The 26,102-nt window shown below is 70.0% G+C and carries 24 protein-coding genes; 15 read left to right on the plus strand and 9 right to left on the minus strand.

Annotation, left to right across the window (positions count from 1 at the left end; all coding sequences use genetic code 11):
- Positions 1 to 232: 232 nt before the first annotated feature.
- Positions 233 to 865 carry a maleylpyruvate isomerase family mycothiol-dependent enzyme gene (locus F4553_RS31675; RefSeq protein WP_184843458.1) on the plus strand — a complete coding sequence of 211 codons (633 nt, stop codon included), beginning with the start codon at positions 233 to 235 and terminating at the stop codon, positions 863 to 865.
- A 149-nt stretch (positions 866 to 1,014) separates the two neighbouring features.
- On the plus strand, positions 1,015 to 1,479 hold the full coding sequence (locus F4553_RS31680) for a PCC domain-containing protein (RefSeq protein WP_184843461.1): 465 nt from the start codon (positions 1,015 to 1,017) through the stop codon (positions 1,477 to 1,479).
- Positions 1,480 to 1,483: 4 nt separating this feature from the next.
- On the opposite strand, the gene F4553_RS42010 is transcribed toward F4553_RS31680, so the two are convergent.
- Entirely contained in the window at positions 1,484 to 2,257 is a 774-nt protein-coding gene (locus F4553_RS42010) for a DUF4352 domain-containing protein (protein WP_184843465.1), read from the minus strand.
- Positions 2,258 to 2,651: 394 nt separating this feature from the next.
- Here F4553_RS42010 and F4553_RS31690 point away from each other — a divergent pair, with 394 nt between their 5' ends.
- Genes F4553_RS31690 through F4553_RS31700 form a run of 3 tightly spaced genes read left to right on the plus strand, consistent with a single transcriptional unit; the run spans position 2,652 to position 5,410 of the window.
- Entirely contained in the window at positions 2,652 to 3,551 is a 900-nt protein-coding gene (locus tag F4553_RS31690) for a hypothetical protein (RefSeq protein ID WP_184843468.1), read from the plus strand.
- Between the two features lie 12 nt (positions 3,552 to 3,563).
- On the plus strand, positions 3,564 to 4,751 hold the full coding sequence (locus F4553_RS31695; protein WP_184843470.1) for a sensor histidine kinase: 1,188 nt from the start codon (positions 3,564 to 3,566) through the stop codon (positions 4,749 to 4,751).
- Positions 4,748 to 5,410 carry a response regulator gene (locus F4553_RS31700; protein WP_184843473.1) on the plus strand — a complete coding sequence of 221 codons (663 nt, stop codon included), beginning with the start codon at positions 4,748 to 4,750 and terminating at the stop codon, positions 5,408 to 5,410. Before F4553_RS31695 ends, F4553_RS31700 begins: the two co-directional genes overlap by 4 nt.
- Before the next feature lie 107 nt (positions 5,411 to 5,517).
- On the opposite strand, the gene F4553_RS31705 is transcribed toward F4553_RS31700, so the two are convergent.
- Positions 5,518 to 6,399 (minus strand): AurF N-oxygenase family protein, encoded by an 882-nt coding sequence (locus tag F4553_RS31705; RefSeq protein WP_184843476.1) that lies wholly within the window; start codon positions 6,397 to 6,399, stop codon positions 5,518 to 5,520.
- Positions 6,400 to 6,453: 54 nt separating this feature from the next.
- Here F4553_RS31705 and F4553_RS31710 point away from each other — a divergent pair, with 54 nt between their 5' ends.
- The 6 genes from F4553_RS31710 (at position 6,454) to F4553_RS31735 (ending at position 12,418) form a co-directional block, all read left to right on the plus strand.
- Positions 6,454 to 7,104: a TetR family transcriptional regulator gene (locus tag F4553_RS31710; protein ID WP_312875462.1), complete on the plus strand. Its 651-nt coding sequence runs from the start codon at positions 6,454 to 6,456 to the stop codon at positions 7,102 to 7,104.
- The gene (locus tag F4553_RS31715) at positions 7,101 to 7,559 is read left to right on the plus strand and encodes a DUF4873 domain-containing protein (RefSeq protein WP_184843481.1); all 459 of its coding nucleotides are present in this window, start codon (positions 7,101 to 7,103) and stop codon (positions 7,557 to 7,559) included. Before F4553_RS31710 ends, F4553_RS31715 begins: the two co-directional genes overlap by 4 nt.
- Complete coding sequence (locus F4553_RS42605) at positions 7,546 to 9,018, plus strand: flavin-containing monooxygenase (RefSeq protein WP_312875463.1); 1,473 nt, start codon at positions 7,546 to 7,548, stop codon at positions 9,016 to 9,018. Before F4553_RS31715 ends, F4553_RS42605 begins: the two co-directional genes overlap by 14 nt.
- Positions 9,015 to 9,893, plus strand: a complete 879-nt coding sequence (locus F4553_RS31725) for an SDR family oxidoreductase (RefSeq protein ID WP_184843487.1) — start codon at positions 9,015 to 9,017, stop codon at positions 9,891 to 9,893. The genes F4553_RS42605 and F4553_RS31725 overlap by 4 nt, the downstream gene beginning before the upstream one ends.
- The gene (locus F4553_RS31730; protein ID WP_184843490.1) at positions 9,890 to 10,675 is read left to right on the plus strand and encodes an alpha/beta fold hydrolase; all 786 of its coding nucleotides are present in this window, start codon (positions 9,890 to 9,892) and stop codon (positions 10,673 to 10,675) included. Before F4553_RS31725 ends, F4553_RS31730 begins: the two co-directional genes overlap by 4 nt.
- Before the next feature lie 126 nt (positions 10,676 to 10,801).
- Positions 10,802 to 12,418, plus strand: a complete 1,617-nt coding sequence (locus tag F4553_RS31735) for an ABC-F family ATP-binding cassette domain-containing protein (protein WP_184843493.1) — start codon at positions 10,802 to 10,804, stop codon at positions 12,416 to 12,418.
- A 177-nt stretch (positions 12,419 to 12,595) separates the two neighbouring features.
- On the opposite strand, the gene F4553_RS31740 is transcribed toward F4553_RS31735, so the two are convergent.
- Both F4553_RS31740 and F4553_RS31745 read right to left on the minus strand, forming a co-directional pair.
- A complete protein-coding gene (locus F4553_RS31740; RefSeq protein ID WP_184843496.1) occupies positions 12,596 to 13,495 on the minus strand; it encodes a transketolase family protein in 900 nt (299 codons plus the stop codon).
- A 9-nt stretch (positions 13,496 to 13,504) separates the two neighbouring features.
- On the minus strand, positions 13,505 to 14,194 hold the full coding sequence (locus tag F4553_RS31745) for a thiamine pyrophosphate-binding protein (RefSeq protein ID WP_184843499.1): 690 nt from the start codon (positions 14,192 to 14,194) through the stop codon (positions 13,505 to 13,507).
- A gap of 55 nt (positions 14,195 to 14,249) precedes the next feature.
- Between F4553_RS31745 and soxR the strand changes: the two genes are divergently transcribed.
- Together soxR and F4553_RS31755 are read left to right on the plus strand one after the other, a co-directional pair.
- Positions 14,250 to 14,726 carry a redox-sensitive transcriptional activator SoxR gene (gene soxR, locus F4553_RS31750; RefSeq protein WP_312875464.1) on the plus strand — a complete coding sequence of 159 codons (477 nt, stop codon included), beginning with the start codon at positions 14,250 to 14,252 and terminating at the stop codon, positions 14,724 to 14,726.
- A gap of 57 nt (positions 14,727 to 14,783) precedes the next feature.
- Positions 14,784 to 16,697: a primary-amine oxidase gene (locus F4553_RS31755; RefSeq protein WP_184843505.1), complete on the plus strand. Its 1,914-nt coding sequence runs from the start codon at positions 14,784 to 14,786 to the stop codon at positions 16,695 to 16,697.
- Between the two features lie 117 nt (positions 16,698 to 16,814).
- On the opposite strand, the gene F4553_RS31760 is transcribed toward F4553_RS31755, so the two are convergent.
- On the minus strand, positions 16,815 to 17,453 hold the full coding sequence (locus tag F4553_RS31760) for a GOLPH3/VPS74 family protein (RefSeq protein ID WP_184843508.1): 639 nt from the start codon (positions 17,451 to 17,453) through the stop codon (positions 16,815 to 16,817).
- A 287-nt stretch (positions 17,454 to 17,740) separates the two neighbouring features.
- On the opposite strand from F4553_RS31760, the gene F4553_RS31765 reads away from it, so the two are divergent.
- Positions 17,741 to 19,225 (plus strand): APC family permease, encoded by a 1,485-nt coding sequence (locus F4553_RS31765; protein WP_184843511.1) that lies wholly within the window; start codon positions 17,741 to 17,743, stop codon positions 19,223 to 19,225.
- A gap of 111 nt (positions 19,226 to 19,336) precedes the next feature.
- On the opposite strand, the gene F4553_RS31770 is transcribed toward F4553_RS31765, so the two are convergent.
- From F4553_RS31770 to F4553_RS31780, 3 genes are all read right to left on the minus strand, one after another.
- Positions 19,337 to 20,266, minus strand: coding sequence for a carbohydrate ABC transporter permease (locus F4553_RS31770; protein WP_184843514.1), 930 nt, complete (start codon positions 20,264 to 20,266; stop codon positions 19,337 to 19,339).
- On the minus strand, positions 20,263 to 21,246 hold the full coding sequence (locus F4553_RS31775; RefSeq protein ID WP_184843516.1) for a carbohydrate ABC transporter permease: 984 nt from the start codon (positions 21,244 to 21,246) through the stop codon (positions 20,263 to 20,265). The genes F4553_RS31770 and F4553_RS31775 overlap by 4 nt, the downstream gene beginning before the upstream one ends.
- Before the next feature lie 94 nt (positions 21,247 to 21,340).
- The gene (locus F4553_RS31780) at positions 21,341 to 22,696 is read right to left on the minus strand and encodes an ABC transporter substrate-binding protein (protein ID WP_184843519.1); all 1,356 of its coding nucleotides are present in this window, start codon (positions 22,694 to 22,696) and stop codon (positions 21,341 to 21,343) included.
- Between the two features lie 177 nt (positions 22,697 to 22,873).
- On the opposite strand from F4553_RS31780, the gene F4553_RS31785 reads away from it, so the two are divergent.
- Positions 22,874 to 23,647 carry a trans-aconitate 2-methyltransferase gene (locus F4553_RS31785; protein ID WP_184843522.1) on the plus strand — a complete coding sequence of 258 codons (774 nt, stop codon included), beginning with the start codon at positions 22,874 to 22,876 and terminating at the stop codon, positions 23,645 to 23,647.
- Between the two features lie 72 nt (positions 23,648 to 23,719).
- On the opposite strand, the gene F4553_RS31790 is transcribed toward F4553_RS31785, so the two are convergent.
- Positions 23,720 to 26,041, minus strand: a complete 2,322-nt coding sequence (locus tag F4553_RS31790; RefSeq protein WP_221470559.1) for an arylsulfatase — start codon at positions 26,039 to 26,041, stop codon at positions 23,720 to 23,722.
- Between the last annotated feature and the right edge of the window lie 61 nt (positions 26,042 to 26,102).

Here is a 26,102-nt window from a genome sequence, read left to right on the forward strand (position 1 = left end):
GATCGCCGCAACTCATGAAGAGTTGGTCCTGACAGCGGTGACGCTTTGCAGCAAAGCGTGCCCATTTCGCGCTGTGAGGCCACGCTTTGCTGCAAAGCGTGACGAGGGGTTAGCACCAACTCTTCAAGAGTTGCGGCGATCTTGGCGCGGGCCGTGGGGCAGGCGAGCAATGGGAAGGAAGGCCTGGACCGACCGCCCTCGATACGGTGAGGCCGATCGGCGGAGGGCTGGGATGGAAGTCGAAGAGGTCTGGCGGGCTGTCCGCCGCGAACGGCTGGGCGTGGCCGCGATGCTGGAGCAACTCTCGCCGCAGGAGTGGCGGGAGCCGTCGCTGTGTGCGGGGTGGACGGTACGCGAGGTCGCCGCGCACCTGACGATGCAGGACCGGATCGGGCCGCTGAGCCCGCTGCGCGAGGTGATCCGGGCCCGGGGCAACTTCAACCGGATGGCCGATCAGACCGCGCGGCGCCTGGCCCGGCAGCCGACGGCGAAGCTCGTCTCGGACCTGCGGGATCTCGCCGAGTCGCGGCGGATGGGGTTCACGATGCGGCCCGCCGAGGCGCTGCTGGACATGCTCACGCACAGCCAGGACATCGCGCTGCCGCTGGGCCGGGTCTACCCGCTGCCGATCGAGGCGAGCCGGGTGGCGGCGGAGCGGGTGTGGGGGATGACGTTCCCGTTCCTGGCGCGGTGGCGGCTGCGCGGGTTCCGGCTCGTCGCCACCGACATCGAGTGGTCGCGCGGCCGGGGCGCCGAGGTCCGCGGCCCGATCGGGGCGATGCTGTTGCTGCTGGCCGGGCGGAGGGCGAGCCTGTCGCAGCTCTCCGGTACGGGAGCCGCCGCGCTCGCCGCCCGACTGGGCTGATCGCGAGCCCAGGAGCCGGTGTTCCCGATCGTGCACTCGGGAACACCGGCCGTTCTGGTCCGGCTCCGGCGTGACATGTGATCGTCATCCGCGAATGAGATCGTCTACTGTGGATGCCTTCAGCCGATGATCAGTGGAGTGGCGAACGTATGGCGAGCGGACATGAGCTGACCCTGGGGCGCAGCATCGGGATCTCCTTCGAACACGGTGAGGACCTCTTCGGCGGGATCGCCGAGGTCTGCCGGGAGCTGGAGGTTCGACAGGGCTTCATTCCGATGTTCATCGCGGGACTCAGCGAGGTCTCCCTCGCCGGCACCTGCTCCCGCGTCGAGGACCTCGCCGCCCCGGTCTGGGAGAGCGTGGACCTGTCCTACGTGGAGGCGCACGGTTCGGGGACGATCGCCTTCGAACCGGAGGGCGGCGGGATCAGCACCCACATCCACCTGTCGGTCGGGCGACGCCATCAGGCCGCCGTCGGGCACACGAGCCACCTGCTGCAGGCGAAGGTCCAGTTCCTCGTGGAGATGCTGCTGGTCGAGGTGGTGTCCCCGGCGATGCGGCGGCCCCTCGTGCCGGAGCTCTACGGAGTACCCCGGCTGCAGTACACCGTCTGAGCGACTATGCGTACTGCCAAAAGGCGGCAGCCTTGCCGAAGTCGACATACTGCACCTTGGCACCCTTGGCGGCGGCCTTCGGGGCATCGAAAACGATCTTGCCGCTCGTCTTCTGGCCCGGGTTGAGTGTGACTGTGTCCAGGTTGCCGGAGATGCCCGCGATGAAGGTCTCTGACTCGTAGACTGTTCCGTCGGCGGCGATCAGCTTGAAGTCGGAGGGCTCGGCGAGGTAGGTGTCAGCCCCGTCGACGAAGACGATCTCGATGTCGACAGTGATGTAGCCGCGCTCACCGGTGTCGTCGTCGAACTGGTTGGATGAGCGTACGCCTGTCTTCATTCCCCTGACGGTCACCTTGAGGTTCTTGTCGAGGGAGGTGGTGATCGGCACCTGCGTGCCGGCCTTCACTGTGGCCGGGCCACCCGGAGGTGCCGCCTCGGCCGAGGGCGCTCCTGCGTCAGTCTTCCCGGCGAGAGGGACTGTCCCCTTCTGTGTCGAACCAGCCGACGGGGCGGGAGTGTCGGAGCTGAGGGCGATCGCGACGAATCCGGCGAAGCAGATCAGCATCACAGCGCCGACGACTCCGAGAGTGATCCACAATGCGCTGTTGGAGCGCTTGGGCGGCGGTGGTGCGAACGGTCGCCATGCCGTTCCATCCCACTGGAATCCATTTACCACAGCGCCCACGGGGTAGGAGTTCTGTGGTGCGGGCACGATGGGATCGTTGGGCAGGGGTGGAAGCGTCATGGCGATCCTTGGGTTAGGGGGTGACTGGGTCACGCTATTCACCGGTCACGACTACAGGGAGTGCCTGTCTGACCACTAAGGATTGACGATCTGGCGCCCGGCATGGCCGAGGCGGCACGTTGGGCGGCCGACAATGGCTGGTCTCCGTGTCGCTTCCAACAGCTCACCGGGCATGGGGATGCCGTGCTGCCTCTACCGGGGTACGCCGAAAAGCGCTCGCCGGGTGAACACTCGGCTGCTGCCGTAACCTACCGTTAACGCCATCGCGAGAACGATCGGTGACGATGTCCGGCCGGGCGTCGGACGACGTTTCGATCAGCTTCCGCGCCGCGGGGTCGAGGATCCAACCCACTACCCCCTCGGGGGTACGCCGACCGACCACCACGGGGGGACGCTCGTCGATCGTTGCGGCCATAGCGTTCCGGGCATGTTGACAGCGATATTTCGGCAGGTCCGGCCGGTCACCGGGCAGCAGCGGCTGCTGTGGTGGAGCGGGGCGCTGCTGCTCGCCTCGGCGGTCGTCCACACCGTGGTGGCGATCGTCGACGGCGGCCCCTGGCTCGGTGCGGTCTCCTGGCGCAAGCCGGTCGTCTTCGGCTTCTCTTTCGGCGTCCTGCTCTGGTCGGCCGTCTGGATCATGCGCAACCTCAGCGACCGCTGGTTCGGCTGGCTGCCCGCGGGGCTGCTCGGCGGCGCGTCGCTGCTGGAGGTCTCGCTCATCACGATGCAGCGCTGGCGGGGCGTGCCGTCGCACTTCAACGCCGACACCACCCTCGACGACAACGTCTTCTCCGTGATGGGGATGTCGGTGGTCGTCGTCGTGCTCGCCGTGGTCTGGCTGCTCGTCTGGGCACTCGTACGCTTCCGGGGGTCTCCGGCGGCCCGGCTCGCGGCCGTCGCCGGTCTGCTGGCGGTGCTGGCGAGCGGCGTGATCGGCAAGGACATGATCGCCGAGGGCGAGGCGGTCGTCGCCGCCACCGGGCACGTCCCGGCGGGGGTCGTCTTCGGTGTCGAGGGCAGCGCGAAGCTCGCCCACGCGGTGGCGATGCACGGGCTCCAGTTGCTGATCGCGCTCGCCATCGGGCTCCGGCTGGGCCGGCGGAGCAGCCGGAGCCAGACGGGGATCATGCTGCTGGCGATCGGCGGCTACGGTGCGCTGCTCACCTCGGTGACCGTCACGGCGTACGCGGGAAGGTCCGTCACGGACCCGCAGCCGCCGATGGCGCTGCTCGGCGCGGCCGGGGTGATCGTGGTGGCGGCCTGCCTGGCGGTGACCGCGGCGGCGTGGGTGCGACGGCCCGTCCTGGCCGAACCGGCCGCGGCGTGATGAGGTAGCGGCATGGCCGACGACGCAGCCCGCACCGCGTGGCGCCCGGGCGCCCCGGTGCGGGCGGCGGCGCTCCAGGAGCTTCTGACCAGGGCGGGCGCTCGCATCAGCGCCCGCCTCGGCACCGTCCCGGCGCGGACGCTGGACGTGGCGCTCGCCGCCGGGATGCTGGCGGGGATGGTCGCCGACCAGCTCGGCATGGCCGCCGAGCTCGGTCCGATGCTGCCGGTGGCGATCGTCTACGCCGCGGTGATCGCGGGCAGTCTCGCCCTGCGGCGGCGGGCTCCGGTGACCGCCTACGCCATCGGCACGGCGGCTCTGGCGGGGGAGGCGCTGTGGGTGATGTCCGACGGGCTGGCGCCCTACGCCAACATCATCGGGCTCTACTCCGTCGGCCTCTACGCCACCCGGGGCCGCGCGCTCTGGGGACCGGTGCTCGTGCTGCCGGGAGTGCTCGCCTACTTCGCCCGGCTGGACTCGTCGCCGACGCTGCCGGTCGGGGTCCTCTTCGCCTGGCTGCTCGCGTGGGCGGCAGGTTTCAGCGGAGCCCGGCGCCGCGAGCGGCAGGAGGCGGCGCGGAGCCTGCTGCGCTTCACCGCCGTCGCGGAGGAGCGGGCGCGGATCGCCCGCGAGCTGCACGATCTCATCGGGCACACGGTCAACGTCATGCTCGTGCAGGCGGGTGCCGGGCGGGTGGTGCTCGACAGCGATCCCGGCAAGGCACGCGAGCTGCTGCTGAGCGTCGAGCAGACCGGCCGGGACGCGCTCGACGAGCTGGATCGCGTCCTCGGGGCGCTGCGCCAGGACACGGGGCCCGACCAGCAGCCCGGCCTCGCCGAGCTGGCCCGGCTCGCCCAGCGGATGGCCGCGGCCGGGATGGCGGTCACGGTCCTGGTCGAGCCCTCGGTGGGGGAGTTGCCGCGCAGCGTGGACCTCTCGGCGTACCGGATAGTGCAGGAAGCCCTGACCAACGCGCTGCGGCACGGGCGCGCGGCCCGGGCCACCGTCTCGGTCAGCCGGAACGGGCCTGACCTGCGGCTGGAGGTCGCCGATGCGGGACGGGGACCGCTGCCGGGCTACCGGCCGGGGCGCGGCCTGCTGGGGATCGCCGAGCGGGCGGCGCTCTTCGCCGGGACCGTGGAGCACGGGCGCGGCGACGGGGGCGGGTTCCGGGTGCGGGCCGCGCTGAAGGTCTCATGACGATCCGGGTGCTGCTCGCCGACGACGACGCGCTGCTGCGCGCCGGGGTCGCCGTGGTGCTCGGTGCCGCCGACGGCATCGAGGTGGTGGGCGAGGCCGCCGACGGGCTCGCGGCGGTGGAGCTGTGCCGCTCGCTCGCGCCGGACCTGGTCCTGATGGACGTGCGGATGCCCGGGATCGACGGCATCGAGGCGACGCGGCGGATCGTCGCGGCCGGGCTCCCGGCGCGCGTCCTGGTCCTCACCACGTTCCGCCACGATGAGTACGTGTGGGGAGCGCTCCGCGCGGGTGCCAGCGGTTTCCTGCTCAAGCGGGCCTCGCCGGAGCGGCTGGCGGATGCCGTGCGCACCGTGGCGGCCGGCGACACCCTGCTGGACCCGTCGGTGACCCACGATCTCGTGGAGCACTTCGTCCGCCGGGCAGCGTCGGCACCGGCCCCGGCCGAGCAGGACCGGCTCGCCGGACTGACCCAGCGGGAGGTGCAGGTGCTGCGGTTGATCGCGCAGGGCTACTCCAACGAGGAGATCGCCGGGCTGCTCGTGATCGCCGAGTCGACGGCGAAGACCCACGTCAAGCGCATCCTCGCCAAGGTCGGCGCCCGGGACCGGGCCCAGGCCGTGGTCCTCGCCTACCGCACCGGCCTGGTCACCCCCGGCTGAAGCCTGCGGTCCGTGCCAAGATCGCCGCAACTCTTCAAGAGTTGGTCCTAAACCCGTTAGGGCCAACTCTTGAAGAGTTGCGGCGATCTTGGGGTCGGCGCTGAAGGTCAGAGGAGGCCGGCCTGGCGCCAGAGGCGGGTGGCGGGCCCGGCGATCAGGCCGAGTTCGCGCAGGTAGGTGGTGATCCGCTCGGCCGACCACCGCAGCGTCTCCCGGAAGTGCGGATTCGCCCGGGCCGCCGCGAGCCCCACCGCGGGCCGGATCCCCACCGCCCGGTAGGCCTCCGGGTGCACCAGCCGCTGCGAGATCATCCGGGCGGCGAACCCGATCACCAGCCGCGAGTAGGCGAGCTCGCCCCGCCCGGCCGACTCCACCGCCCGGGCCAGCTCCTCCCGGGCGAAGCGGACGTGCCGGGCCTCCTCCACGACGTGGATCCGCGACACCATCCGGATCAGCGGCTGCAGGCTCTCATCGGCCATGATCTCCCGCTGGAACGAGTCGAGGACCTCCTCGGCGATGAGGATCGCGGCGTACATGTGCGGGCCACGGGCGGTGGTCTTGAGGAACCGGCCGAGGCCGTGCTCCACCCGGCTCGGCGGGTAGACCGGAGTGCCGAGTCGCTCGATCAGCCGGCCGAACATGATCGAGTGGCGGCACTCGTCGGCGACCTCCGTCAACGCGTACTGCGCGTGCCGCGACGTCGGGTCCGCGTCGTAATACTGCCGGATCAGCATCTGCATCAGGATCGTCTCGAACCACAGCCCGGCGCTCGCGGCGCTGGAGACCTCGTGCTTGGTGAGCTCGACCTGCTGCTCATGGGTGAGCCCGTCCCACAGCGGGGTCCCGAAGAGGCTGCTGCGTCGCGGCGGCAGCCAGAAGGCGCCCTCGACCAGCGGAGCGTCCCAATCGATCTCGATGAGCGGGTCGTAGGTGGTGCGCAGCGAGGAGGTCAGCAACCTCTCGGCGGTCTGCTCGCGGGAGGGGGTCATCGGCGGCACTCCAGGGTCTTGATGTTTCCCGAAGTAACTGTTACGAATCGTATCGTGCAACAGACGACTGACGGACGCAAGACCCGCTGGGCCGCCCACCGCAGCCAGCGCCGGGTCGAACTCATCGCCGCCGCGATCCACGCGATCCTCCAATATGGACCAGAGGTCGACATGGAGCAGGTCGCGCGGGTCGCCGGGGTCACCAAACCGGTGCTCTACCGCTACTTCGCCGACAAGTCGCAGCTCTGGGGCGCCGTCGGTGAGCACGTCGCCCAGATCGTGGTCGAGGCGGTCGGACCGGCGATCTCCCGGGTCCGCGAGGAGCGCGCGCTCATCGCCGCAACCATCGACGCCTATCTTGGCACGATCGAGGCGCAGCCGCAGCTCTACCGTTTTCTCATGCAGCAGCAGGGGATCCCGGGCGTGCAGCACTCGATCGCCGGTTCGGCGCAGACCGTCGCGGCCGGGCTCGCCCGGGTGATCGGCGACCGGCTCCGCGCGATGGGTCTCGACGCGGGCCCGGCCGAACCCTGGGCCGTCGGCATGGTCGGCATGGTCCAAGCGGTCGGCGACTGGTGGATGCGCCACGGCCAGCCGATGTCGCGCGAGGCGCTCACCGAATACCTGACCACCCTGCTCTGGCAGGGCATCGCGGGGGTCCGGGCCGCGGCCGACGTTCCGGGTGGTCTGGCGGCGAGGATATGACCCCCGACGGGTACGCCGGCCCGGCCCTCCTGCACACCGCCGACCTCGTCCACCCGGTCGAGGTCCGGCTCTCCGGTCGCGTCGAGCCGGTCGACGGCCGGTTCCACTGGGGCGGCCGGATCGACACCGACACCGCCACGGCGGAGCTGGTCCGTGCCGGTGCCCGCGGGGTGGCCCTGAGCATCGCCGACGGCACCCCGGTCCCGGTGCGCCTCGCCGAGGTCGACCCCTGGGGCGGCGTACGCCTCACCGCGACCGGCCCCCCACCCTGGACCGCGCCCTCGCCCCGAGATAGCACCAACTCTTCAAGAGTTGGGGCTAACGGGGACGACGCCCATAGCACCAACTCTTCAAGAGTTGGTGCTATCGAGGGAGACGCCCATGGCACCAACTCTTCAAGAGTTGCGCAGATCTTGGGGGACGGCAGTGACGGGAGCGGCAGTGATCGAGACTGATATCGCGATCGTCGGGGCGGGGTTCGGCGGCCTCGCCGCCGCGATCCGGCTCAAGCAGCGGGGCCACCACGACTTCGTCGTGCTGGAGAAGGCCGACGAGGTCGGCGGGACCTGGCGGGACAACACCTATCCGGGCTGCGCCTGCGATGTGCCGTCGCACCTCTACTCCTTCTCCTTCGCGCTCAACCCCGGCTGGTCCGACACCTTCTCCGGGCAGGCCGAGATATGGGCCTACCTGCGCGGTTGCGTGGAGAAATTCGGTGTCACACCGCACCTGCGCCTCGGGCACACCGTCGGCGACGCCGCCTGGGACGAGCGGTCGCAACGATGGCACGTCGAGACCGACCGCGGCACCTTCTCCGCCCGGGTGCTGATCGTCGCCACCGGCCCGCTCAGCGAACCGTCCCTTCCCGACATTCCCGGGCTGGCGACCTTCGCGGGCACCGTGTTCCACTCCGCGCGGTGGCGGCACGACCACGACCTGGCCGGCCGGCGGGTCGCCGTCATCGGCACCGGGGCGTCGGCGATCCAGTTCGTGCCGAAGATCCAGCCGGTCGTGGGGTCGCTCACCGTCTTCCAGCGTACGCCGCCGTGGATCATGGGACGGATGTCGCGGCCGATCAGCCGGGCCGAGCACGCGGTCTATCGCCGGGTGCCGGGTGCCCAGCGGCTGGTGCGGACGGCGATCTACTGGGTGCGGGACGCCTCCGCGCTCGGCTTCCTGCACCCGAGGATCAACCGGCTGGGCCAGAAGCTCGCCGAGGGCCACCTCCGGCGCCAGGTCGGCGATCCCGAGCTGCGCGCCAAGCTCACCCCGACCTATGTCATGGGCTGCAAGCGGGTGCTCCTCTCCAACGACTACCTGCCCGCGCTGACACAGTCCAATGTCGACGTCGTCACCGAGTCGATCCGCGAGGTCCGCCCCGGTGGCATCGTCACGGTGGACGGCGTGGAGCACGAGGCCGACACGATCATCTTCGGGACCGGGTTCCACGTCACCGATTCGCCGGTGATGCAGCGGATCCGGGGGCGCGATGGGCGTACCCTCGCGGAGACCTGGACCCCGACGATGCGCGCCTATAACGGCACCGCGGTGGCGGGGTTCCCCAACCTCTTCTTCCTGCTGGGACCCAACACCGGGCTCGGGCACACCTCCGTGGTGCTGATGGCGGAGAGCCAGGTCGCCCACGTGCTCGCCGCGCTCGACCACATGCGGCGCAACGGCATCGCCGCGATCGAGCCGACCGAGCAGGCGCAGCGCCGCTACGTCGAGCGCATCGACGCCCGGATGGCCGGCACGGTCTGGGCGACGGGTGGCTGCCAGAGCTGGTACCTCGACTCCACCGGCCGCAACTCCACCCTGTGGCCGGGCTTCGCCACCGGGTTCCGCCTGCGGCTGCGCCGCTTCCGGGCCGCGGACTACGCCGCCGTCCGCCTCCAGCAGGGAGCACCGCTGTGAATCTCTCCGGCAAGACCGTCTTCATCACCGGCGCGGCCCGCGGGATCGGCGCCGAGGTGGCCCGGCTCGCCGCGGCACAGGGCGCCACGGTCGCCGTGGCCGGGCTGGAGCCGGCGAAGCTGAGCGCGCTCGCCGGGGAGATCGGCGGCCTCTGGTTCGACTGCGACGTCACCGATTCGGCGGGCTTGGAACGCGCGGTCGCCGCGACCGTCACCGCGACGGGCCGCATCGACGTGGTCCTCGCCAACGCGGGCATCGCCAACATCGGCACCGTTGCGATCAGCCCGGTCGACGCGCTGGTCCGGACCCTCGATGTCAACCTCGCCGGGGTCTTCCGGACCGTCCACGCGACCCTGCCGCACCTGCGCGAGAGCCGGGGCCACTTCCTGCTCGTCTCGTCGGTGGCGGCGTTCACCGCGCTGCCCGGGATGGCCGCCTACGCCGCGTCGAAGGCGGGAGTGGAGCAGCTCGGCAACGTGCTGCGGCTGGAGACGGCGCACCTCGGCATCACCGTCGGCACCGCGCACCCGATCTGGATCGACACCGACATGGTCCGCGACTTCGAGGCCGACCTGCCGTCGTTCCGGGCGGCGAAGCAGCGGATGCCCTGGCCGCTGGGGACCACGGTGACGGTGCAGAAGTGCGCGCGGCTCCTCGTCCGGGGGATCGAGAAGCGTAAACGCAAGGTCTACGTACCCGGGTCGATCGCGGTGGTCCAGGCGCTGCGGACCGTGGTGCTCAGCGCCTTCGCCGACGCCGTGATCCGTTCCGGCGGCCGGGATCTCGTCCCGCGGATGGAGGCGGAGGTCCGCGCCCTGGGCCGGGACTTCGGCGCGCACGCGGTCGGCACGGCCCGGCCGGAGGCGACCCCGTGACGATCGCCTTCGACCGGCGCGGCAGCGGGCCGCCGCTGGTGCTGATCCACGGCATCGGCCACCGCTGGCAGGCCTGGCAGCCGGTCCTCGACCGACTCGCCGAGCACCACGACGTCGTCGCCATCGACCTGCCGGGCTTCGGCGCGTCGCCGGTCCCGGTCGGCGGCATGCCGCACGGGATGGCCGCGACGGTCGCCGCCGTCGGGGAGGTCTTCGCCGACCTGGGGCTGGACCGCCCGCACGTGGCGGGCAACAGTCTCGGCGGCGCGATCAGCCTCGAACTCGCGGCGGACGGGCTCGCCGCCTCGGCGACGGCGCTCTCCCCGGCCGGGTTCTTCACCGAGGCCGAGCGCCGCCGCGCCCTGCGCATCCTGTCCCGGATGCGGTGGAGCACCTTCGCGCCGGGCGTGATGATGCGGCCGTTCCTGCGGTCGCCACGGGGGAGGGCGGTCTCCTTCGGCCCGATCGTGGCCCTGCCGGGGCAGCTCGAGCACGACCGGGCGGTCGGCGACGCGCTCGCGATGCGGCGCGGCAAGGGCTTCCGCGCGGTGGTCCGGGCCTCCGCCGGGTACGCCTACGCGGGCACCCCGGCCTGCCCGGTCACGGTGGGGTGGGGTGAGCGGGACCACATCTTCGGCGTACACCAGCTGGACCGGGCCCGGGAGCGCCTGCCGCAGGCCCGCCACGAGCGCCTGCCCGGCTGCGGGCACGTGCCGATGAGCGACGATCCGGCGGCGGTGGCGCGTTTGATCCTCACCACAACGGGCGCCGTTTCGGCGTAAACCGCTGGCGCCGCGCGGAGCAGCCGGGATACGGTCGAGGGGATGTGAGCCACTGACACCCGCTCCACGCCCGCGACCGAGGCCCTGCCCGGCGGGCGTTTCGCCTCGTGTCCCCGGTGGTGCCGCATGTCCCAAGCCCTGCTCGCCCATGATCTCGTCCGCACCCTCGGCACCCGCCGCGTGCTCGACGGGGTCTCCCTCACCGCCGCACCCGGCCGCCGCATCGGCCTGATCGGGGAGAACGGTGTCGGCAAGTCCACGCTGCTGCGGCTGCTCGCCGGGGCCGACGAACCGGACTCCGGCACCGTCGTGCGCCCGGCCGACCTCGGCTACCTGCACCAGGAGCTGCCCTTCGAGCCGAGCCGGACCATCGCCGACGTCCTCGACGACGCCCTGCGCGAGGCGCGGGAGGACCTCGCCGAGCTGGACCGGCTGACGGGTGCGATCGCCGTGTCGGCCGACGACCCGGCGCTGCTCGACGCCTATGCCGAGCGGCTCGACCGGGCCGAGGAGCACGCCGCCTGGGACGCCGACCGCCGCGCCGGGCTGGTCCTCGCCGGGCTCGGTCTCGGCCGGCTCGCGCACGACCGCACGGTGGGCTCCCTCTCCGGCGGTCAGCGGGGCCGCCTGGCCCTCGCCGCGCTGCTCATCCGCCGACCCGCCGCCCTGCTGCTCGACGAGCCGACCAACCACCTCGACGACGAGGCGGCCGCGTTCCTGGAGGGCCAGCTCCGCGGCCTGCCCGGTGTCGTGGTGCTGGCGAGCCACGATCGGGCGTTCCTCGACGCCGTCTGCACCGACCTGGTCGACCTGGACCCGTCGATCGACGGTCCGACCCGCTTCGGCGGCGGCTACAGCGACTACCTCGCCGAGAAGCGGGCGGAGCGGCAGCGCTGGGAGCGCCGTTTCGCCGAGGAGCAGGAAGAGCTGGCCGAACTCCGGCAGGCGGTGGCCGTGACGGCGCACCGGGTCGCGCCCGGCCGGGGACCGCGCGACAACGAGAAGATGGGGTTCGGCCACACCAGCGGGCGGGTGCAGAACCAGATCTCCCGCCGGGTCCGCAACGCCGACCGCCGGCTCGACGAACTCTCCCGGGACCAGGTCCGCAAGCCACCGGAGCCGCTGCGCTTCCGGGGCCTGGCACCGGTCGCCGCCGCCGCCGATGGCGTGCTGCTCGCGCTGCGGGAGGTCCGGGTGCCGGGCCGCCTCACCCTCGACCGGCTCGACATCGCCGCCACGGACCGGCTGCTCATCACGGGTGCCAACGGCGCGGGCAAGTCGACGCTGCTCGCGGTGCTCGCCGGTGAGCTCGCCGCCGCGGGCGAGGTGGTGCGGCGGCGCGGGCTCCGGGTCGGCCTGCTGGCCCAGGACACCGTCTTCGACCGGCCGGACCGCACGGTGCGGGAGACCTACGCGACCGTGCTCGGCCCCGAACGCGCCGAGGCGGTGCCGCTCACCTCGCTCGGCCTCGTCGCACCCCGGGACCTGGGCCGTCCGGTCGGCGAGCTCTCGGTCGGGCAGCGGCGGCGGCTCGCCCTGGCCCTGCTCGTCGCCGAACCGCCCGACCTGCTGCTGCTCGACGAGCCGACCAACCACCTCTCGCCCCGCCTCGCCGACGAACTGGAGGAGGCGCTCGGCTCCGGTCCCGGCGCGGTGGTGGTCGCCAGCCACGACCGCTGGCTGCGATCGCGCTGGTCGGGGCGGACGGTGGAGCTGCGGGCCGACAGCCCCGTCGGCGGGTAGCTGCTGGACACGCCACGACACCGCGGCTGAGGCCGGGACCGACTCTGGCGCCGATAGCACCGACTCTTGAAGAGCCGATAGCACCGACTCTTGAAGAGCCGATAGCACCAACTCTTGAAGAGTTGCGGCGATCTTGGCGACGGGACGGGTCGGGGTGGCTGTCGGCGGCTGGGTGGGTCAGCCCGCGTGCACCGGCAGGAACGCGCTGATCGCGGCGCGCAGCCCGGCCGGGTCCAGCCCGTGCAGGCGGGCGTGGTCGTCGGGCGTGCCGTAGCGGCGGAGCTCCTCGTGGCGTACCCCCAGGGCGAGTGTCCGATGTGGAGCAGCGGCCAGCGCGCGTGCCACCTGGGGCACCGACGTGCCCGCGAGGTAGGGCTCGACCAGCACGATCTCGGCCGACGCGGCCCCCACGGCGGCGCGCAGCCCGGCGTCGTCGAAGGGCCGGACCGTGCTCGCGTAGAGCACCGTCACGTCGAGGCCCTCGGTCGCGGCGAGCACCGGGTCGAGCATCGGCCCGACCGCGAGCACCACCGCCGCCCGCCCGGTCCGCACGGTCGCGAAGCGCCCCGGCGCCACCGGCCGCGCGGCGGCGTTGACCTGCGTCGAGAGCCGCAGGTAAACGCGCGAGTCGCCGTCGGCCGCCGCGTGCCGCAGCAGCGCCTCGGCCTCATCGGCATGTCCCGGCACGTGCACGGTCCAGCCCGGCAGCGTGTCCAGCAGCGCGACATCCCCCGGCGATTGATGGGTACGCCCACCGGCCGCCACGTCGTAGGAGGCGCCCACCCCGACCAGCACCGCGCCGACGTCGAGGTGATTGAGATCGAGCTTGATCTGCTCGAAGGGCCGTTCGATGAGGAAGCTGCTGATCGTGTGCACGATCGGGCGCAGCCCGGTCAGCGCCAGCCCACCGGCGGCGCTGATCAGCAGCTGCTCCCGGATGCCCACGTTGATGACGCGGTCGGGGTGCCGGGCCGCGACGGGTTCGAAGGCGGCGGCGGTGATCTCGGCGAGCACGACGGCGAGCCGGGGATCGTGGTCGAGCAGGTCGGCGGTGGTCTCGACGAATCGGTTCCGCATGACGGTTCCCTACTTCTTGGACTCGACGTGCGCGACGACGACGAGCGGCTGCCCGCCGTGCTCCCTGGTGTAGGCCGCCGCCAACAACCCGTGGTCCCGGCCGTCGACCTCCTCGGCCGCCCAGCCCTCCACGACGAAACGGGCGGCGATGCCGCCGGGCCAGCCGTGCGTGTCGGACCGGTTGTCGACCACGACGACGTGCAGGTTGTCGAGGCCGAGTGCCCCGGCGAGCGCGATCGCCTCGTGGTTGCTGCCCTCGCCGAGCTCGGCGTCGCCGACGAGCACCCAGACCTGGGAGCCGAGCCCTTGCGCCTTGAGCCCCAGCGCGACCCCGAGACCGATCGGCAGGCCGTGGCCGAGCGAGCCGCTGGAGATCTCGACACCCGGGAGCAGGGTGCGGTCGGGGTGGTGGCCGAGGGCCGAGTCGATGCCGCCGAATCCGGCGAGGTCGGCCGGGTCGAGGAAGCCCTTCGCGGTGAGCACCGCGTAGTAGGCGCTGGGGCCGTGGCCCTTGGAGAGCAGGAACCAGTCGCGGTCCTGGGCGTCGGCGGTGGCGGGGGAGACCCGCAGCACCCGGTCGTAGAGCACCCAGATCGCGTCGAGGGTGGAGATCGAGGCCGGGTCGTGCTTCTCGTCGCCGGTCATCAGGGAGAGCAGCGGGCGCAGGTCGTCGTAGCCGCGAAGGGCGGTGGCGTTCATGGATACCAGCCTCCGACTTCAAGTGCACTTTAAGTCAAGGGCTAGAATCGGCTGCGTGACCCAGGTCTCGACACCGCACCCGGAGCGGCTGACGATCGGCGAACTCGCCGCCCGCAGCGGGCTCGCGCCGTCGGCGCTGCGCTACTACGAGGAGCAGGGGCTGATCGCCGCCGAGCGGACCTCCGGTGGCCAGCGGCGTTACGCCCGCAACGTGCTGCGCCGCATCGCCTTCGTCCGGGCCGCCCAGCGGGTCGGGCTCACCCTGGAGGAGGCCCGCGTCGCGCTCGACCGGCTGCCGTCGGAGCGGGCGCCCCATGCGGGGGAGTGGGCCAGGGTCGCCACGACCTGGCAGCACCGCATCGACGAGCAGATCGCGGAGCTGCTGACGTTGCGGGAGAACCTCTCCGGGTGCATCGGCTGCGGGTGCCTGTCGCTGCGTACCTGCCGGATCTACAACCCCGACGACGCCGCGCGCGCTGGCGGACCCGGCGCCCGCTATCTGCTCGGCGACGATCATGTCGCCGGTAACTGAAGATGTCTCGTGTAGACGTCTCTACAGCGCCACATTTGCGGACTATGGTGGCTTCCCATGAGCCATCACCCCCTCGACCGCCTGACCGCTGACGAGATCGACGCAGCTCGCGTCGTGTTGGAGCAGGCCGGACTCCTCACCCCCACCACCCGTTTCGCCGTCGTGCAGCTCGTCGAGCCGAGCCGTGCCGAACTCGCCGCCTTCCGTGAGGGGGATCCGGTGGATCGGCGGGTTCGCTCCGTGCTGCTCGATGTCGCGACCGGCGCCACCCGCACCTCCATCGTCTCGGCGACGCATGCCCGCGTCGTCTCGGTGACCGATGTGGACACCGCCCAGGGCCAGGCGCCCATCATGCTCGAAGAGTTCATGCTGGTCGACGAGATCGTCAAGGCCGACGAGACCTGGGCGAAGGCGATGGCCGTGCGCGGCATCACCGACCTCTCCCTGGTCCGCCCCTGCCCGCTCTCGGCCGGTGACTTCGACCTGCCCGGCGAGAAGGGCCGCCGCCTGCTGCGCGTGCTCTCCTTCCTCGCCAACCGCGAGGAGGACCACTGCTGGGCGCACCCGATCGACGGGATCGTCGCCTACGTGGACCTCATCGAGAAGCGGGTCATCAAGGTCATCGACCAGGCGGAGTTCCCGATCCCGGCCGAGGAGGGCAACTTCGACGACCCGGCCTACGTCGGGCCGATGCGCACGACGCTCAAGCCGATCAGCATCACGCAGCCCGACGGGCCGTCGTTCAGCGTCGACGGATCGCTCGTGACCTGGGAGGGCTGGCAGTTCCGCGTCGGCTACGACGCCCGGGAAGGCCTGGTCCTGCACCAGATCTCGCTGCAGGGCCGGCCGCTGATCCACCGCGCCTCGATCGCCGAGATGGTCGTCCCCTACGCCGACCCGAGCCCGGTGCGCTTCTGGCAGAACTACTTCGACGCGGGCGAATACCTCCTCGGCGTCAACGTCAACGCGCTCGACCTCGGCTGCGACTGCCTCGGCGAGATCCACTACTTCGACGCCGTCCTCGCCGACGGCGAGGGCCGCCCGGCGGTCTTCCCCAACGCGATCTGCCTGCACGAGGAGGACCACGGGGTGCTCTGGAAGCACACCGACCTCTTCACCGGCTCCAAGAACACCCGCCGCCAGCGCCGCCTGGTCATCTCGTTCTTCGTCACGGTCGGCAACTACGACTACGGCTTCTACTGGTACCTCTACCTCGACGGCACCATCCAGTTCGAGAGCAAGGCGACCGGCGTCATGTTCACCTCGTCCTATCAGGACGACAGCCCCTATGCCACGGAGGTCGCCCCCGGCCTCGGCGCCCCCTACCACCAGCACCTCTTCAGCGCCCGCCTGGACATGACCGTCGACGGCCCCCGCAACGCCGTCGACGAGCTCCAGGTGCAGCGGGTGCCGGTCTCGGCGGAGAACCCGGTCGGCAACGCCTTCACCCGCAGCTCCACCCGGTTGAAGCGGGAGTCCGAGGCCCAGCGCCTCGCCGACCCGCTCAACGGCCGGGTCTGGCGCATCGTCAACCCCGAGTCCGCCAACCGGATGGGCCGCCCGGTCGGCTACCAGCTGCACGCGCAGGGAACCCCGGTGCTGCTCGCCGACCCGTCGTCGTCGATCCACCGCCGGGCCGGTTTCGCGACGAAGCACCTGTGGGTGACCAGGTACGCCGAGGACGAGCGTTACCCCGCCGGTGAGCTGGTCAACCAGTCCACGCCGCACGCGGGCCTGCCGACCTATGCCGCCGCCGACCGTGACATCGACGGCCAGGAGATCGTGGTCTGGCACACCTTCGGCTCGACGCACTTCCCGCGCCTGGAGGACTGGCCGGTGATGCCGGTCGAGACGACGGGATTCACGCTCAAGCCGGTGGGATTCTTCGACCGCAACCCCACCCTCGACGTCCCCGACTCCCGTGAGCTCACCGCGCACGGCGAGGGTGCCCACTCCTGCGCCTGCTGCTGATCCGGGGCGCACGCGGCGCCCGGTGCACCCGCGAAAAAGCCGCAACTCTTCAAGAGTTGGTCTTAAGGCCTGGCGGCCTGAAGCACCAACTCTTGAAGAGTTGCGGCTTTTTGCAAGTTAGCGGCGGACCTGGAGGGCGATCGCGGCGACGGTGGCCTGGACACCCTTGAGGAGAGCCGGAATCGGGGCCCGGGCGGTGTCGCCGGCGGCGGCGAGCCGCTCACGGGTCTTGCCGGAACCGACGACCACGAAGCGGTCCAGCCCGACGGCGACGACGAGGCCCGCGAGGGTCGCGGTCGGCGTGTCCGGCACGGGCTCGCGGTTGACGACATAGCCGAGGCGTACGCGAGGCGAAGCCGCCAGCAGCGTATTGGCGGCCGGGTAGCGAATGGTGATCTTGCGGCCGAAGGAGGACTTGGTCTCCTCACGGCGGATGACGCCCGTGGCGGTGAGGTCGCGGGCCACCACGCCGCGGATCTCGCCGCGCAGGTGCTCCAGCCAGGCACGGACCGGGTGGCCGTTGCCGCGCCGGACGATCTCGGCGAGCACGGCGTCGGTGAGCCGGGCGCCCCAGGGCTCGCTGTCGCGGACGGCGACGAGGCCGTCCTTGATGTCGATGCGACCGGCGATGAGGAGCTCCGCCAGCGTGGCACCGGCGAGACCGGTGTCGAGTAGATCGTCGTTGATCGGGGCCTTGCCGCTGAACTCATCGTGTCCGATGAGGAACAGCTCTTGCGTCAACGTGAAGTCGGACATGACTGCCACTCCGAGGGGGGTTCGCGGCGAGCCCTGTGATGAAGGAAAAGCACGCCTGGCGGCACCGTCTGATCGACGCCCGTAACCCTACGACACGGAGTCCCTACAGACAAGTTCCACATTGCCTGGATGGAGGAGCCCTATTACCAGAAACAAAGATGAAACACGAACGAACGGAAACGCTTGATGGACAAAAAGATGGGACCCCGCCAACCCGTTGTATGCCCGAATGATCGGTCATAGGATGCCGTGGTCATACCTCCGTACCCCCCTCTAGGAGTTGGCACATGTCCTCTCAGTCCCCCTTCGGCGGGCTGGCACCACGCCGACTAGGCGCGATGCACATCGTCTTCTTCACCGTGGCTGCGTCGGCGCCGCTCACTGTGCTCGGCGGTGGCGTCACGACCACCTTCGCCGTCTCCGGCAGTCTCGGTGCCCCACTGTCCTTCGTGGTCCTCGCGATCGTCCTGGCCATCTTCGCCGTCGGCTACTCGGCGATGAGCCGCTACGTCGCCAACGCGGGAGCCTTCTACGCGTACCTCGCGCAGGGACTCGGTCGCGCCTTCGGCGTCAGCGCCTCCTTCGTCGCGCTGCTCGCCTACAACGCCATTCAGATCGGTCTCTACGGTCTGTTCGGCTACGCCGTCGGTGGCTTCATCAACGAGAAGGCCGGGCTCACCTGGCACTGGTCGGTCTACGCCTTCATCGCGATGGGCATCATCGGCCTGCTCGGCGTACTCAAGGTCGACCTCAACGCCACCGTGCTCGCGGTCTTCCTGATCGCGGAGTGCATCATCATCGCGATCTTCGACGTGCTCGCCCTGGGCAGCCCGGCGGCCGGTTCCCTCAGCCTGGACGGGCTCAACCCGAGCCAGCTCTTCAACGGCACCATCGGCGCGGTCATGGCGCTCGGCATCGCCGCCTTCGCCGGCTTCGAGTCCGGCGCCATCTTCAGCGAGGAGGCGAAGGACCCGAAGCGCACCATCGCGCGGGCCACCTACATCGCCGTCGCCTTCACCGGCATCTTCTACGCCTTCAGCTCGTACGCGTTGCTGCAGGCCGTCGGTCCGACCGGCGACACGGGCATCGCGGCAACCAGCGCCGCGGCCGGCCCGGGCGCCCTCTTCGGCACCCTCGGCGCGCTCTCCAACGGCTTCATGGCCGACGCGGCCGTGGTCCTCTTCGCCACCAGCGTCTTCGCCGCCATGCTGAGCTTCCACAACGGTGTGGCGCGGTACTTCTTCGCGCTGGGCCGGGAGCGGGTGCTCCCGGGCGTGCTCGGCCGCACGGGCGTCCGGACGGGTGCCCCGTTCGTCGGCTCGCTGCTGCAGACCATCATCGCCGCCGTCGTCGTCACGATCGCCGTGGTCTCCGGGACCGACCCGCTGCTCGAACTCTTCACCTGGCTCTCCGGCGTCAGCGCCGTCGGCCTCGTCGCGCTGCTGACCGGCACGTCGATCGCGGTCATCGGCTTCTTCCTCCGCCGCCAGACGGAGGAGAACCTGTGGCAGCGCATCATCGCCCCGGCGCTCGCCGCGATCCTCCTCGCCTCGGTGCTCTTCCTCATCGTCACCAACTTCGAGTACCTGGGCGTCTCGCCGGAGTCGAAGCTGATGTGGATCCTGCCCGGCTTCACGCTCGTGGCGGCGGTGCTCGGCCTGATCTGGGGTCTGGCGCTCAAGCAGGTCCGCTCCGATGTCTACAACGGCATCGGCCAGTCGGCGACGGACCGCCTCGAGGTGCTCCCCGAGTCGACCTACGCCACGCTGTAACAAGCACGCAGGCACCATCGCAGACGCCGATGCGGACCAGGCTCCCCGTGCCCGGTCCGCACCGGCGTTTTTCGTGCCTGTCGGCCCGCTGTGCGTACCCCCGGAGGGTTTTCAGCCCTTGACCGAGCCCGCGAGCAGGCCGCGGACGAAGAAGCGCTGCAGGGACAGGAAGACGACCAGCGGCACGATGATGGAGACGAAGGCGCCGGCGGTGAGGCGTTGCCACTCGTTGCCCCGGGTGCCGGCGAGGTCGGCCAGCTTCACCGTCAGCGGTGCCGTCTTCTCGGTGCCGTCGGCGAAGATCATCGCCACCAGCAGGTCGTTCCAGACCCAGAGGAACTGGAAGATGGCGAGCGAGGCGAGCGCGGGCACGATCAGCGGCAGCACGATGCTGCGGAAGATCCGGGCGTGCCCGGCACCGTCGACGCGAGCCGCCTCGATCAGATCGTTCGGCAGCTCCGCCATGAAGTTGTGCAGCAGGAAGATGCCGAGCGGCAGCGCGAAGCAGGCGTGCGCGAACCAGACCTGGATGAACTTGTCCGGCCCCTGGAAGTCCCACGGCTTCCAGTAGGTCGAGCCGATCGCGATGCCCTTGGAGAAGAAGCTCAGCAGCGGCACGAGCGCCATCTGCAGCGGGACGACCTGCAGCGCGAAGATCGCGATGTAGATCCAGTCCCGGCCCCGGAACTTCGTCCACGACAGCGCGTACGCCGCGAGTGCGCAGAAGAAGAGCGGGAAGAGGACCGCCGGGATCGTGATGACGATCGAGTTGATGAAGTAGCTCGCGAGCCGGCCGCTCTGGTCGTTGGCGCTGAAGAGCACCTCGCCGTAGTTGTGCAGGGTGAGCTGGGGATCGCTGAAGAAGTTCCACCAGCCGTTGGACTTGATCTGGTCCTCGGGGCGCAGCGACGACAGGAAGAGCCCGAAGGTGGGGATGGTCCAGACCAGGGCGATCACGATGGAGACCACGGTGGCGGTGCGGCTGCTCAGCCGCCGCTTGACGCGGCCCGCCGCGGTCGGGGGATCGACCAGTGCGCTCATCGAATCGTCCTTTGCTGCCGCAGGTTGCGAATCTGGTAGATGATGATCGGCGTCACCAGGACGAAGAGCAGGACCGCGAAGGCGGCGCCCTTGCCGCTGTCATAACGCACGAAGGCGTAGTCGTACATGCCGTAGGCGAGCACGCTGGTGTCGAAGTTGCCGCTCGTCATGGCCCGGACGATGTCGAAGACCTTCAGCGTGCCGACGGTGATCGTCACCAGCACCACGATCAGGGCCGGCCGGATGCTCGGGATGGTGACCTGCCAGAACATCTGCCAGGGCGTCACGCCGTCGAGCCGCGCCGCCTCGACGATCTCGGTGGGGATCGCCTTGATCGAGGCGGAGAGGACCACCATGGCGAAGCCCGCCTGGATCCAGATCAGCACCACGATCAGGAACAGGGTGTTCCACGGCGAGTCCAGCAGCCACTGTCTCGGCTCGCCGCCGAACCAGACCACGATCTGGTTGAGCAGGCCGATCTGCTGCTCGCCCGGCGGGCGGTAGGCGTAGACGAACTTCCAGATGATGCCGGCGCCGACGAACGAGATCGCCATCGGCATGAAGATCAGCGCCTTGGCGAAGGACTCCAGCCGGGCCTTGTCCACGAGCACGGCGTAGATGAGGCCGATCGAGGTGGCGATCAGCGGGACCAGGACCACCCACAGCAGCGTGTTGCGCAGTGTGATGAGCGCTTCGCGCTGGGTGAAGATCCACTTGTAGTTGTCGAGGCCGACCCACTTCGCCTCGAAGGTGCTGGCTCCCTGGAAGGACAGGATCGTGGTGCGGATGGCCGGGATGATCAGCCCGATCATCAGCAGCGCACCGGCGGGGAAGAGAAACGCGGCGGCGACCCAGCGGTCCTTGCGCAGCGGCAGTTTGTCGAGCACCAGCAGCAGCACTCCGACCACGGCCAGGAAGGCCAGCACGCCGTAGAGCAACTCCAGGAGCTTCGGGCCCTCGGCGGTCCAGTCGAAGTTCACGCCCACTCCTCAACAAGTGTTCGGATCGTCATTGATCGGATCAGACTAGTGCGGGTGGGACGCGAAAGCGCCCCACCCGCATCAGGTAAAACTCTTACTTGGGCCAGGAGCTCTCGATGTAGTCGAGCGTGTCCTTGGTGCTCTTGCCCGTGATCCAGTCGGTCATGCCCTTCCAGAACGAGCCCGCGCCGACGGCTGCCGGCATCAGGTCCGAGCCGTCGAAGCGGAAGACCGAGGCGGAGTCCTGCAGGATCTCCACGGACTTCTTGTCGATCGGGTTGGAGACGTTGGCGATGTCGAGACCCTTGTTGGCGGAGACCCAGTTGCCCAGCTTGGCGCGGCTGTTGGCGTGGTCGGCGCTGGCGAGGTAGGTCTGGAACGCCTTGACCTCGTTGCGGTCGGCGAAGGCCGCGACGAACTCGCCGCCGCCGAGGACCGGCTTGCCCTTGGCCGGGTCGATCGCCGGGAAGTAGAACGCGAAGACATCGCCGTCCTCGGCGACCTTCGTGCCCTTCGGCCACTGGTTGGCGTAGAAGGAGGCCTGACGGTGCAGGGCGCACTTCTTCTGGGTGATCGGGATGCCACCCTCCTGGAACGACGTGGTCGCGATCGACTTGACGTCACCGAGGCCGCCGTTGACGTAGGCCGGGTTCTTCAGGATGGAGCCCGCCCGGTCCGTCGCGGAGACGATCTTCGGGTCGTTGAAGGGGATCGTGTGGGCCACCCACTGGTCGTAGACCTCGGGGCCCTGGTCGCGCAGGACGATGTCCTCGATCCAGTCGGTCGCCGGCCAGCCGGTGGCGCCGCCGGACTCGATGCCCGCGCACCACGGCTTCATGCCGGTGGCGGCGATGGTGTTGCTCAGGGTGATGAGCTCATCCCAGGTGGTCGGGATAGCCCAGCCCTTCTCCTTGAACATCGAGGGCGAGTACCACACGAACGACTTCACGTTGGAGCCGAGCGGCGCGCCGTAGAGCTTGCCGTCGACCGTCGAGTACTTCAGCCAGTCGGGGGAGTAGTTCTTCTCGGCCTCGGCCTTGGTCGCCGCGCTGGCGGGCTTGAGCGCGCCCTGCTTGGCGAAGGTGGCCAGAAGGCCTGGCTGGGGGATGAACGCGATATCGGGAGCGTTCCCACCCTGGACCTTAATAGGAAGCTGGGCCTCGAAGTCAGAGGTACCCGCGTAGTCGATCTTGATGCCGGTGCAGTCCGTGAAGGCCTTCCACGACTGCTTGAGCAGGTCGGCCTCGGTGTCACGGATGGAGGTGCTGACGGAGACCGTCTTGCCGTCCAGCCCCTGCCCCTTGTAGGCGGCATAGGCCGAGCACGCGGCCGTGTCGAGGTTGGGGTTGTCCTTCCCCGCCTCGGTGTCGCTGCTGCTGCTACATGCCGTGACGGTCAGTAGACCGGCGGCGGCGAACGCTAGGAGCAAGCGTCGCGTGGTGGATGCCATGGACTGTCTCCTTCTACCGATGAACAATCTTGCAGTTCATGCAATCGCTTCCAAGGACTTACGTCTAGACGTGGAGCCAGCAGGGTTCGTAACAATTCAGAAACTGGCTCGTCAAGCGGTTGTGATGTTGTCTAGGTTAAACAAGACGTACGTACGGTTTTCTAGAAAGGTTGCGCCATGTGGGACCCGACGATCTATCAGCGGTACGCCGACGAGCGTTCCCGGCCCTTCCATGACCTGCTCGGACGGGTACGAGCACCCGCGCCGTCCTCCATCGTCGACCTCGGTTGCGGTCCCGGCAACTTGACAGCAACAATCGCCGAACGTTGGCCCGCCGCGACGATCCTCGGCCTCGACTCGTCGCCCGAGATGATCGCCACGGCACGGGGCCTGGCCGGCACCGTCGACTTCCAGGTCGCCGACGTTCGGCAGTGGATGCCCGCTGCCGACCTTGACCTGCTCGTCTCCAACGCGACCCTGCAGTGGATCCCCGGGCACGCCGCCCTCGTGCGGTCCTGGGCGGCGGCCCTGCACCCGGGTGCCTGGCTCGCCTTCGCCGTGCCCGGCAACTTCGACGCGCCCTCGCACCGGGCACTGCGCGACGAGGCCACGGCGCCTGCGTGGGCCGCCCGGCTCGGCGAGCTCACCCGCGACCACCTCACGGTGGCCGAGCCCGCCGACTACGCCTACGACCTGATCGAGGCCGGCTGCGCCTACGTCGACGCGTGGGAGACGACCTACCTGCACCTGCTGCCGGTCGCCGGACCCGACCACCCGGTGCTGACCTGGATGGAGGGGACGGCGCTGCGACCGTTCCGGGCCGCCCTCGACGAGGCGGAGTGGGCTGCGTTCCGCGCGCAGCTCAGCACCCGTCTCGCGGAGGTCTATCCGGCCCGTCATGGTGTCGTCGCCTTCCCTTTCCGTCGCCTCTTCGTCGTCGCCGAGCGGTAGGCACTCACGATCGGCGCAACTCTTCAAGAGTTGGTGCTTTTGCGGTCCGCTGGTGTTTCCGCGTGCCGACGGCTATTCCCGGGCGAAGGCCGCCGAAGCCTCGCGTTCGAGGTCGGCGTACTGGTCGTCGCCGACGCTGACCTCCACCTGGCGGATCCGTCCGCCGGTGAAGGTCGCCGGCGCCCGATACTCCCTGCTCACCGGGTCGGAGCTGTCGCGGCCGACGCACAGGCCGTCGCCGCTGAGGGTGAAGAGCCCGATCTGGGTACGCATCGGGCCCTGCGCCACCACGGTGTCGTTGACCCAGAGCTTGGTGTGGCCGAGGGTCTCGTGGTGGTCGCCGACACTCTCCTTGGCGAACTCCACGCCCAGGATGTAGCGGCCGGGGCTCAGCGGTTCGGAGACGAACTGCTGCTCCGGCGGCACGCCGAGGAAGTTGAAGACGTAGTAGACCTTGCGGTCCTTCAGGAACAGCGAGTGCCCGCCGAAGCGGGAGCCCTGCGCGAAGATGACGCCGGACGCGTCCGGGTCGGTGATCTCGACCGTGGCGAGCAGGCGATAGGAGCGGCCCCGGATGTTGGGCGCGATCTGCTCGGGCACCTCGGCCGAGTCGGGGTAGTAGACGTAGGTGTCCGTCGGCGGGAAGGGCGCCGGGCGGTCGTCGGCGAGGATCTCGTGCGGCCGCCGGTCGTCGAGCGGCAGCACGTTGTAGCGGCCCGCCTCCTCGAACCACAGGTCGACCAGGGCCTTGAGCTTCTCCGGCTCCTGGGCGGCGAGGTTGTTCGACTCGGACCGGTCCACGTCGACGTGGTAGAGCTCCCACTCGTCGGCGTCGAAGTGCCCGATGCCCGAGGTCGGGCCGTGCACGGTGACGGCCTTCCAGCCGTTCTGCCAGATGCCGCGGGTGCCGAGCATCGCGTAATACTGCCGCTCCTTCCTCGTCTGCGCCTCGCCGTTGTCGAAGGTGTAGCGCATCGAGACGCCGGGCAGCGGGACCTGGTCGACGCCGTCGACCACCTCCGGGAAGGTGATGCCGCAGCAGTCCAGGATCGTCGGGACGATGTCGGTGGCGTGGTGGTACTGGTGGCGTACCTCCCCGCGGGCCTTGATGCCCTTGGGCCAGGAGATGACGAGCGGGTCGGCGGTGCCGCCGGCGTAGGAGTAGCGCTTGAACATCTTGAACGGCGTCGAGAAGGCGACCGCCCAGCCGGTGGGGTAGTGGTTGTAGGTGTCGGGGCTGCCCAGCCTGTCGAGGAGGGCGAGGTTCTCCGACATCTCGTCGGGCCAGCCGTTGAAGAACTTGTTCTCGTTGACCGAGCCGTTGGGGGTGCCCTCGCCGCTGGCGCCGTTGTCGGCGCAGTAGAGCACGATCGTGTTCTCCAGCTGCCCGGTCTCCTCCAGGAACTCGACGATCCTGCCCACCTGCGAGTCCGTGAACTCCGAGAAGCCCGCGTAGACCTCCGCCATCCGGATGAAGAGCTTCTTCTCGTCGTCCGAGAGCGTCTCCCACGGCCGCATGTCGTCGCCGGGGTCGTGGGTTCCCGGTGGCAGCGGATTGATCCCGGTCAGGTCGGTCTCGGGCGGGATGATGCCGTGCTCCACCATGCGGGCCAGCGCCCACTCGCGGTAGGCCTCGTACCCGTCGTCGAACTTGCCCTTGTACTTGTCCGCCCACTCGGCCGCGACCTGGTGCGGAGCGTGATTGGCGCCGGGGCAGAACCACATCAGCCACGGCTTGCCGGGTGCGGCCTGGCGGCTGTCGCGCAGCATCTTCAGCGCCTGGTCGGCGAGGTCCTTGGAGAGGTGGTAGCCCTCCTCGGGCTGGTAGGGCTGGTCGATGTAGTGGTTGTCCTCGACGAGGGTCGGGTACCACTGGTTGGTCTCGCCGCCGATGAAGCCGTAGAAGCGGTCCCAGCCCATCCGCAGCGGCCAGCCGCGCTTGGCCGCGCCCGCGTTCGCCTCGTCGACCGGGACGCTGTGGTTCTTGCCGACCCAGTAGGTGTTCCAGCCGTTGTCGCGCAGGACGTGGGCCATGCTCGCGCACTCCGCGGGGAAGTGCGCGTTGGAGCCCGGGAAGCCGATCGAGCCCTCGGTGATGCAGGCCATGCCGTTCTGGTGGTGGTTGCGGCCGGTGAGGAAGATCGACCGGGTCGGCGAGCAGAGCGCCGTGGTGTGCCACTGCGAGTAGCGCAGGCCGTTGTCGGCGAGTTTCTGCAGCGTAGGCATCTCGATCTTGCCGCCGAAGGGCGACCATGCGGCGAGACCGGTGTCGTCGTACAGGACGATCAGCACGTTGGGGGCACCCTCGGGGGCGGTGGCGGCGACATAGGGATCCCAGTCGGGGATGGAGTCGCGCACGTCGAGGTTGATTATTCCTTTGAACGGCTTCGTCATGAAATACACCGTAAAGCGAACAAGCCTCGCCATGGGGCGAAATCCGGTGGGTCCACGGTGT

This window comes from Allocatelliglobosispora scoriae, from assembly GCF_014204945.1.
Taxonomy (GTDB): domain Bacteria; phylum Actinomycetota; class Actinomycetes; order Mycobacteriales; family Micromonosporaceae; genus Allocatelliglobosispora; species Allocatelliglobosispora scoriae.

Coding starts and splice junctions, on each gene's coding strand:
- F4553_RS31705 (WP_184843476.1), bottom strand. CDS start 6,399: ATGACCCCCTCCCGCGAGCAGACCGCCGAGAGGTTGCTGACCTCCTCG.
- F4553_RS31745 (WP_184843499.1), bottom strand. CDS start 14,194: ATGAACGCCACCGCCCTTCGCGGCTACGACGACCTGCGCCCGCTGCTC.
- F4553_RS31790 (WP_221470559.1), bottom strand. CDS start 26,041: ATGACGAAGCCGTTCAAAGGAATAATCAACCTCGACGTGCGCGACTCC.
- F4553_RS31680 (WP_184843461.1), top strand. CDS start 1,015: ATGGCGAGCGGACATGAGCTGACCCTGGGGCGCAGCATCGGGATCTCC.
- F4553_RS31755 (WP_184843505.1), top strand. CDS start 14,784: ATGAGCCATCACCCCCTCGACCGCCTGACCGCTGACGAGATCGACGCA.
- F4553_RS31785 (WP_184843522.1), top strand. CDS start 22,874: ATGTGGGACCCGACGATCTATCAGCGGTACGCCGACGAGCGTTCCCGG.
- F4553_RS31715 (WP_184843481.1), top strand. CDS start 7,101: ATGACCCCCGACGGGTACGCCGGCCCGGCCCTCCTGCACACCGCCGAC.
- F4553_RS31780 (WP_184843519.1), bottom strand. CDS start 22,696: ATGGCATCCACCACGCGACGCTTGCTCCTAGCGTTCGCCGCCGCCGGT.
- F4553_RS31760 (WP_184843508.1), bottom strand. CDS start 17,453: ATGTCCGACTTCACGTTGACGCAAGAGCTGTTCCTCATCGGACACGAT.
- F4553_RS31700 (WP_184843473.1), top strand. CDS start 4,748: ATGACGATCCGGGTGCTGCTCGCCGACGACGACGCGCTGCTGCGCGCC.
- F4553_RS31735 (WP_184843493.1), top strand. CDS start 10,802: ATGTCCCAAGCCCTGCTCGCCCATGATCTCGTCCGCACCCTCGGCACC.
- F4553_RS31675 (WP_184843458.1), top strand. CDS start 233: ATGGAAGTCGAAGAGGTCTGGCGGGCTGTCCGCCGCGAACGGCTGGGC.
- F4553_RS31740 (WP_184843496.1), bottom strand. CDS start 13,495: ATGCGGAACCGATTCGTCGAGACCACCGCCGACCTGCTCGACCACGAT.
- F4553_RS31695 (WP_184843470.1), top strand. CDS start 3,564: ATGGCCGACGACGCAGCCCGCACCGCGTGGCGCCCGGGCGCCCCGGTG.
- F4553_RS31770 (WP_184843514.1), bottom strand. CDS start 20,266: ATGAGCGCACTGGTCGATCCCCCGACCGCGGCGGGCCGCGTCAAGCGG.
- F4553_RS31690 (WP_184843468.1), top strand. CDS start 2,652: ATGTTGACAGCGATATTTCGGCAGGTCCGGCCGGTCACCGGGCAGCAG.
- F4553_RS31765 (WP_184843511.1), top strand. CDS start 17,741: ATGTCCTCTCAGTCCCCCTTCGGCGGGCTGGCACCACGCCGACTAGGC.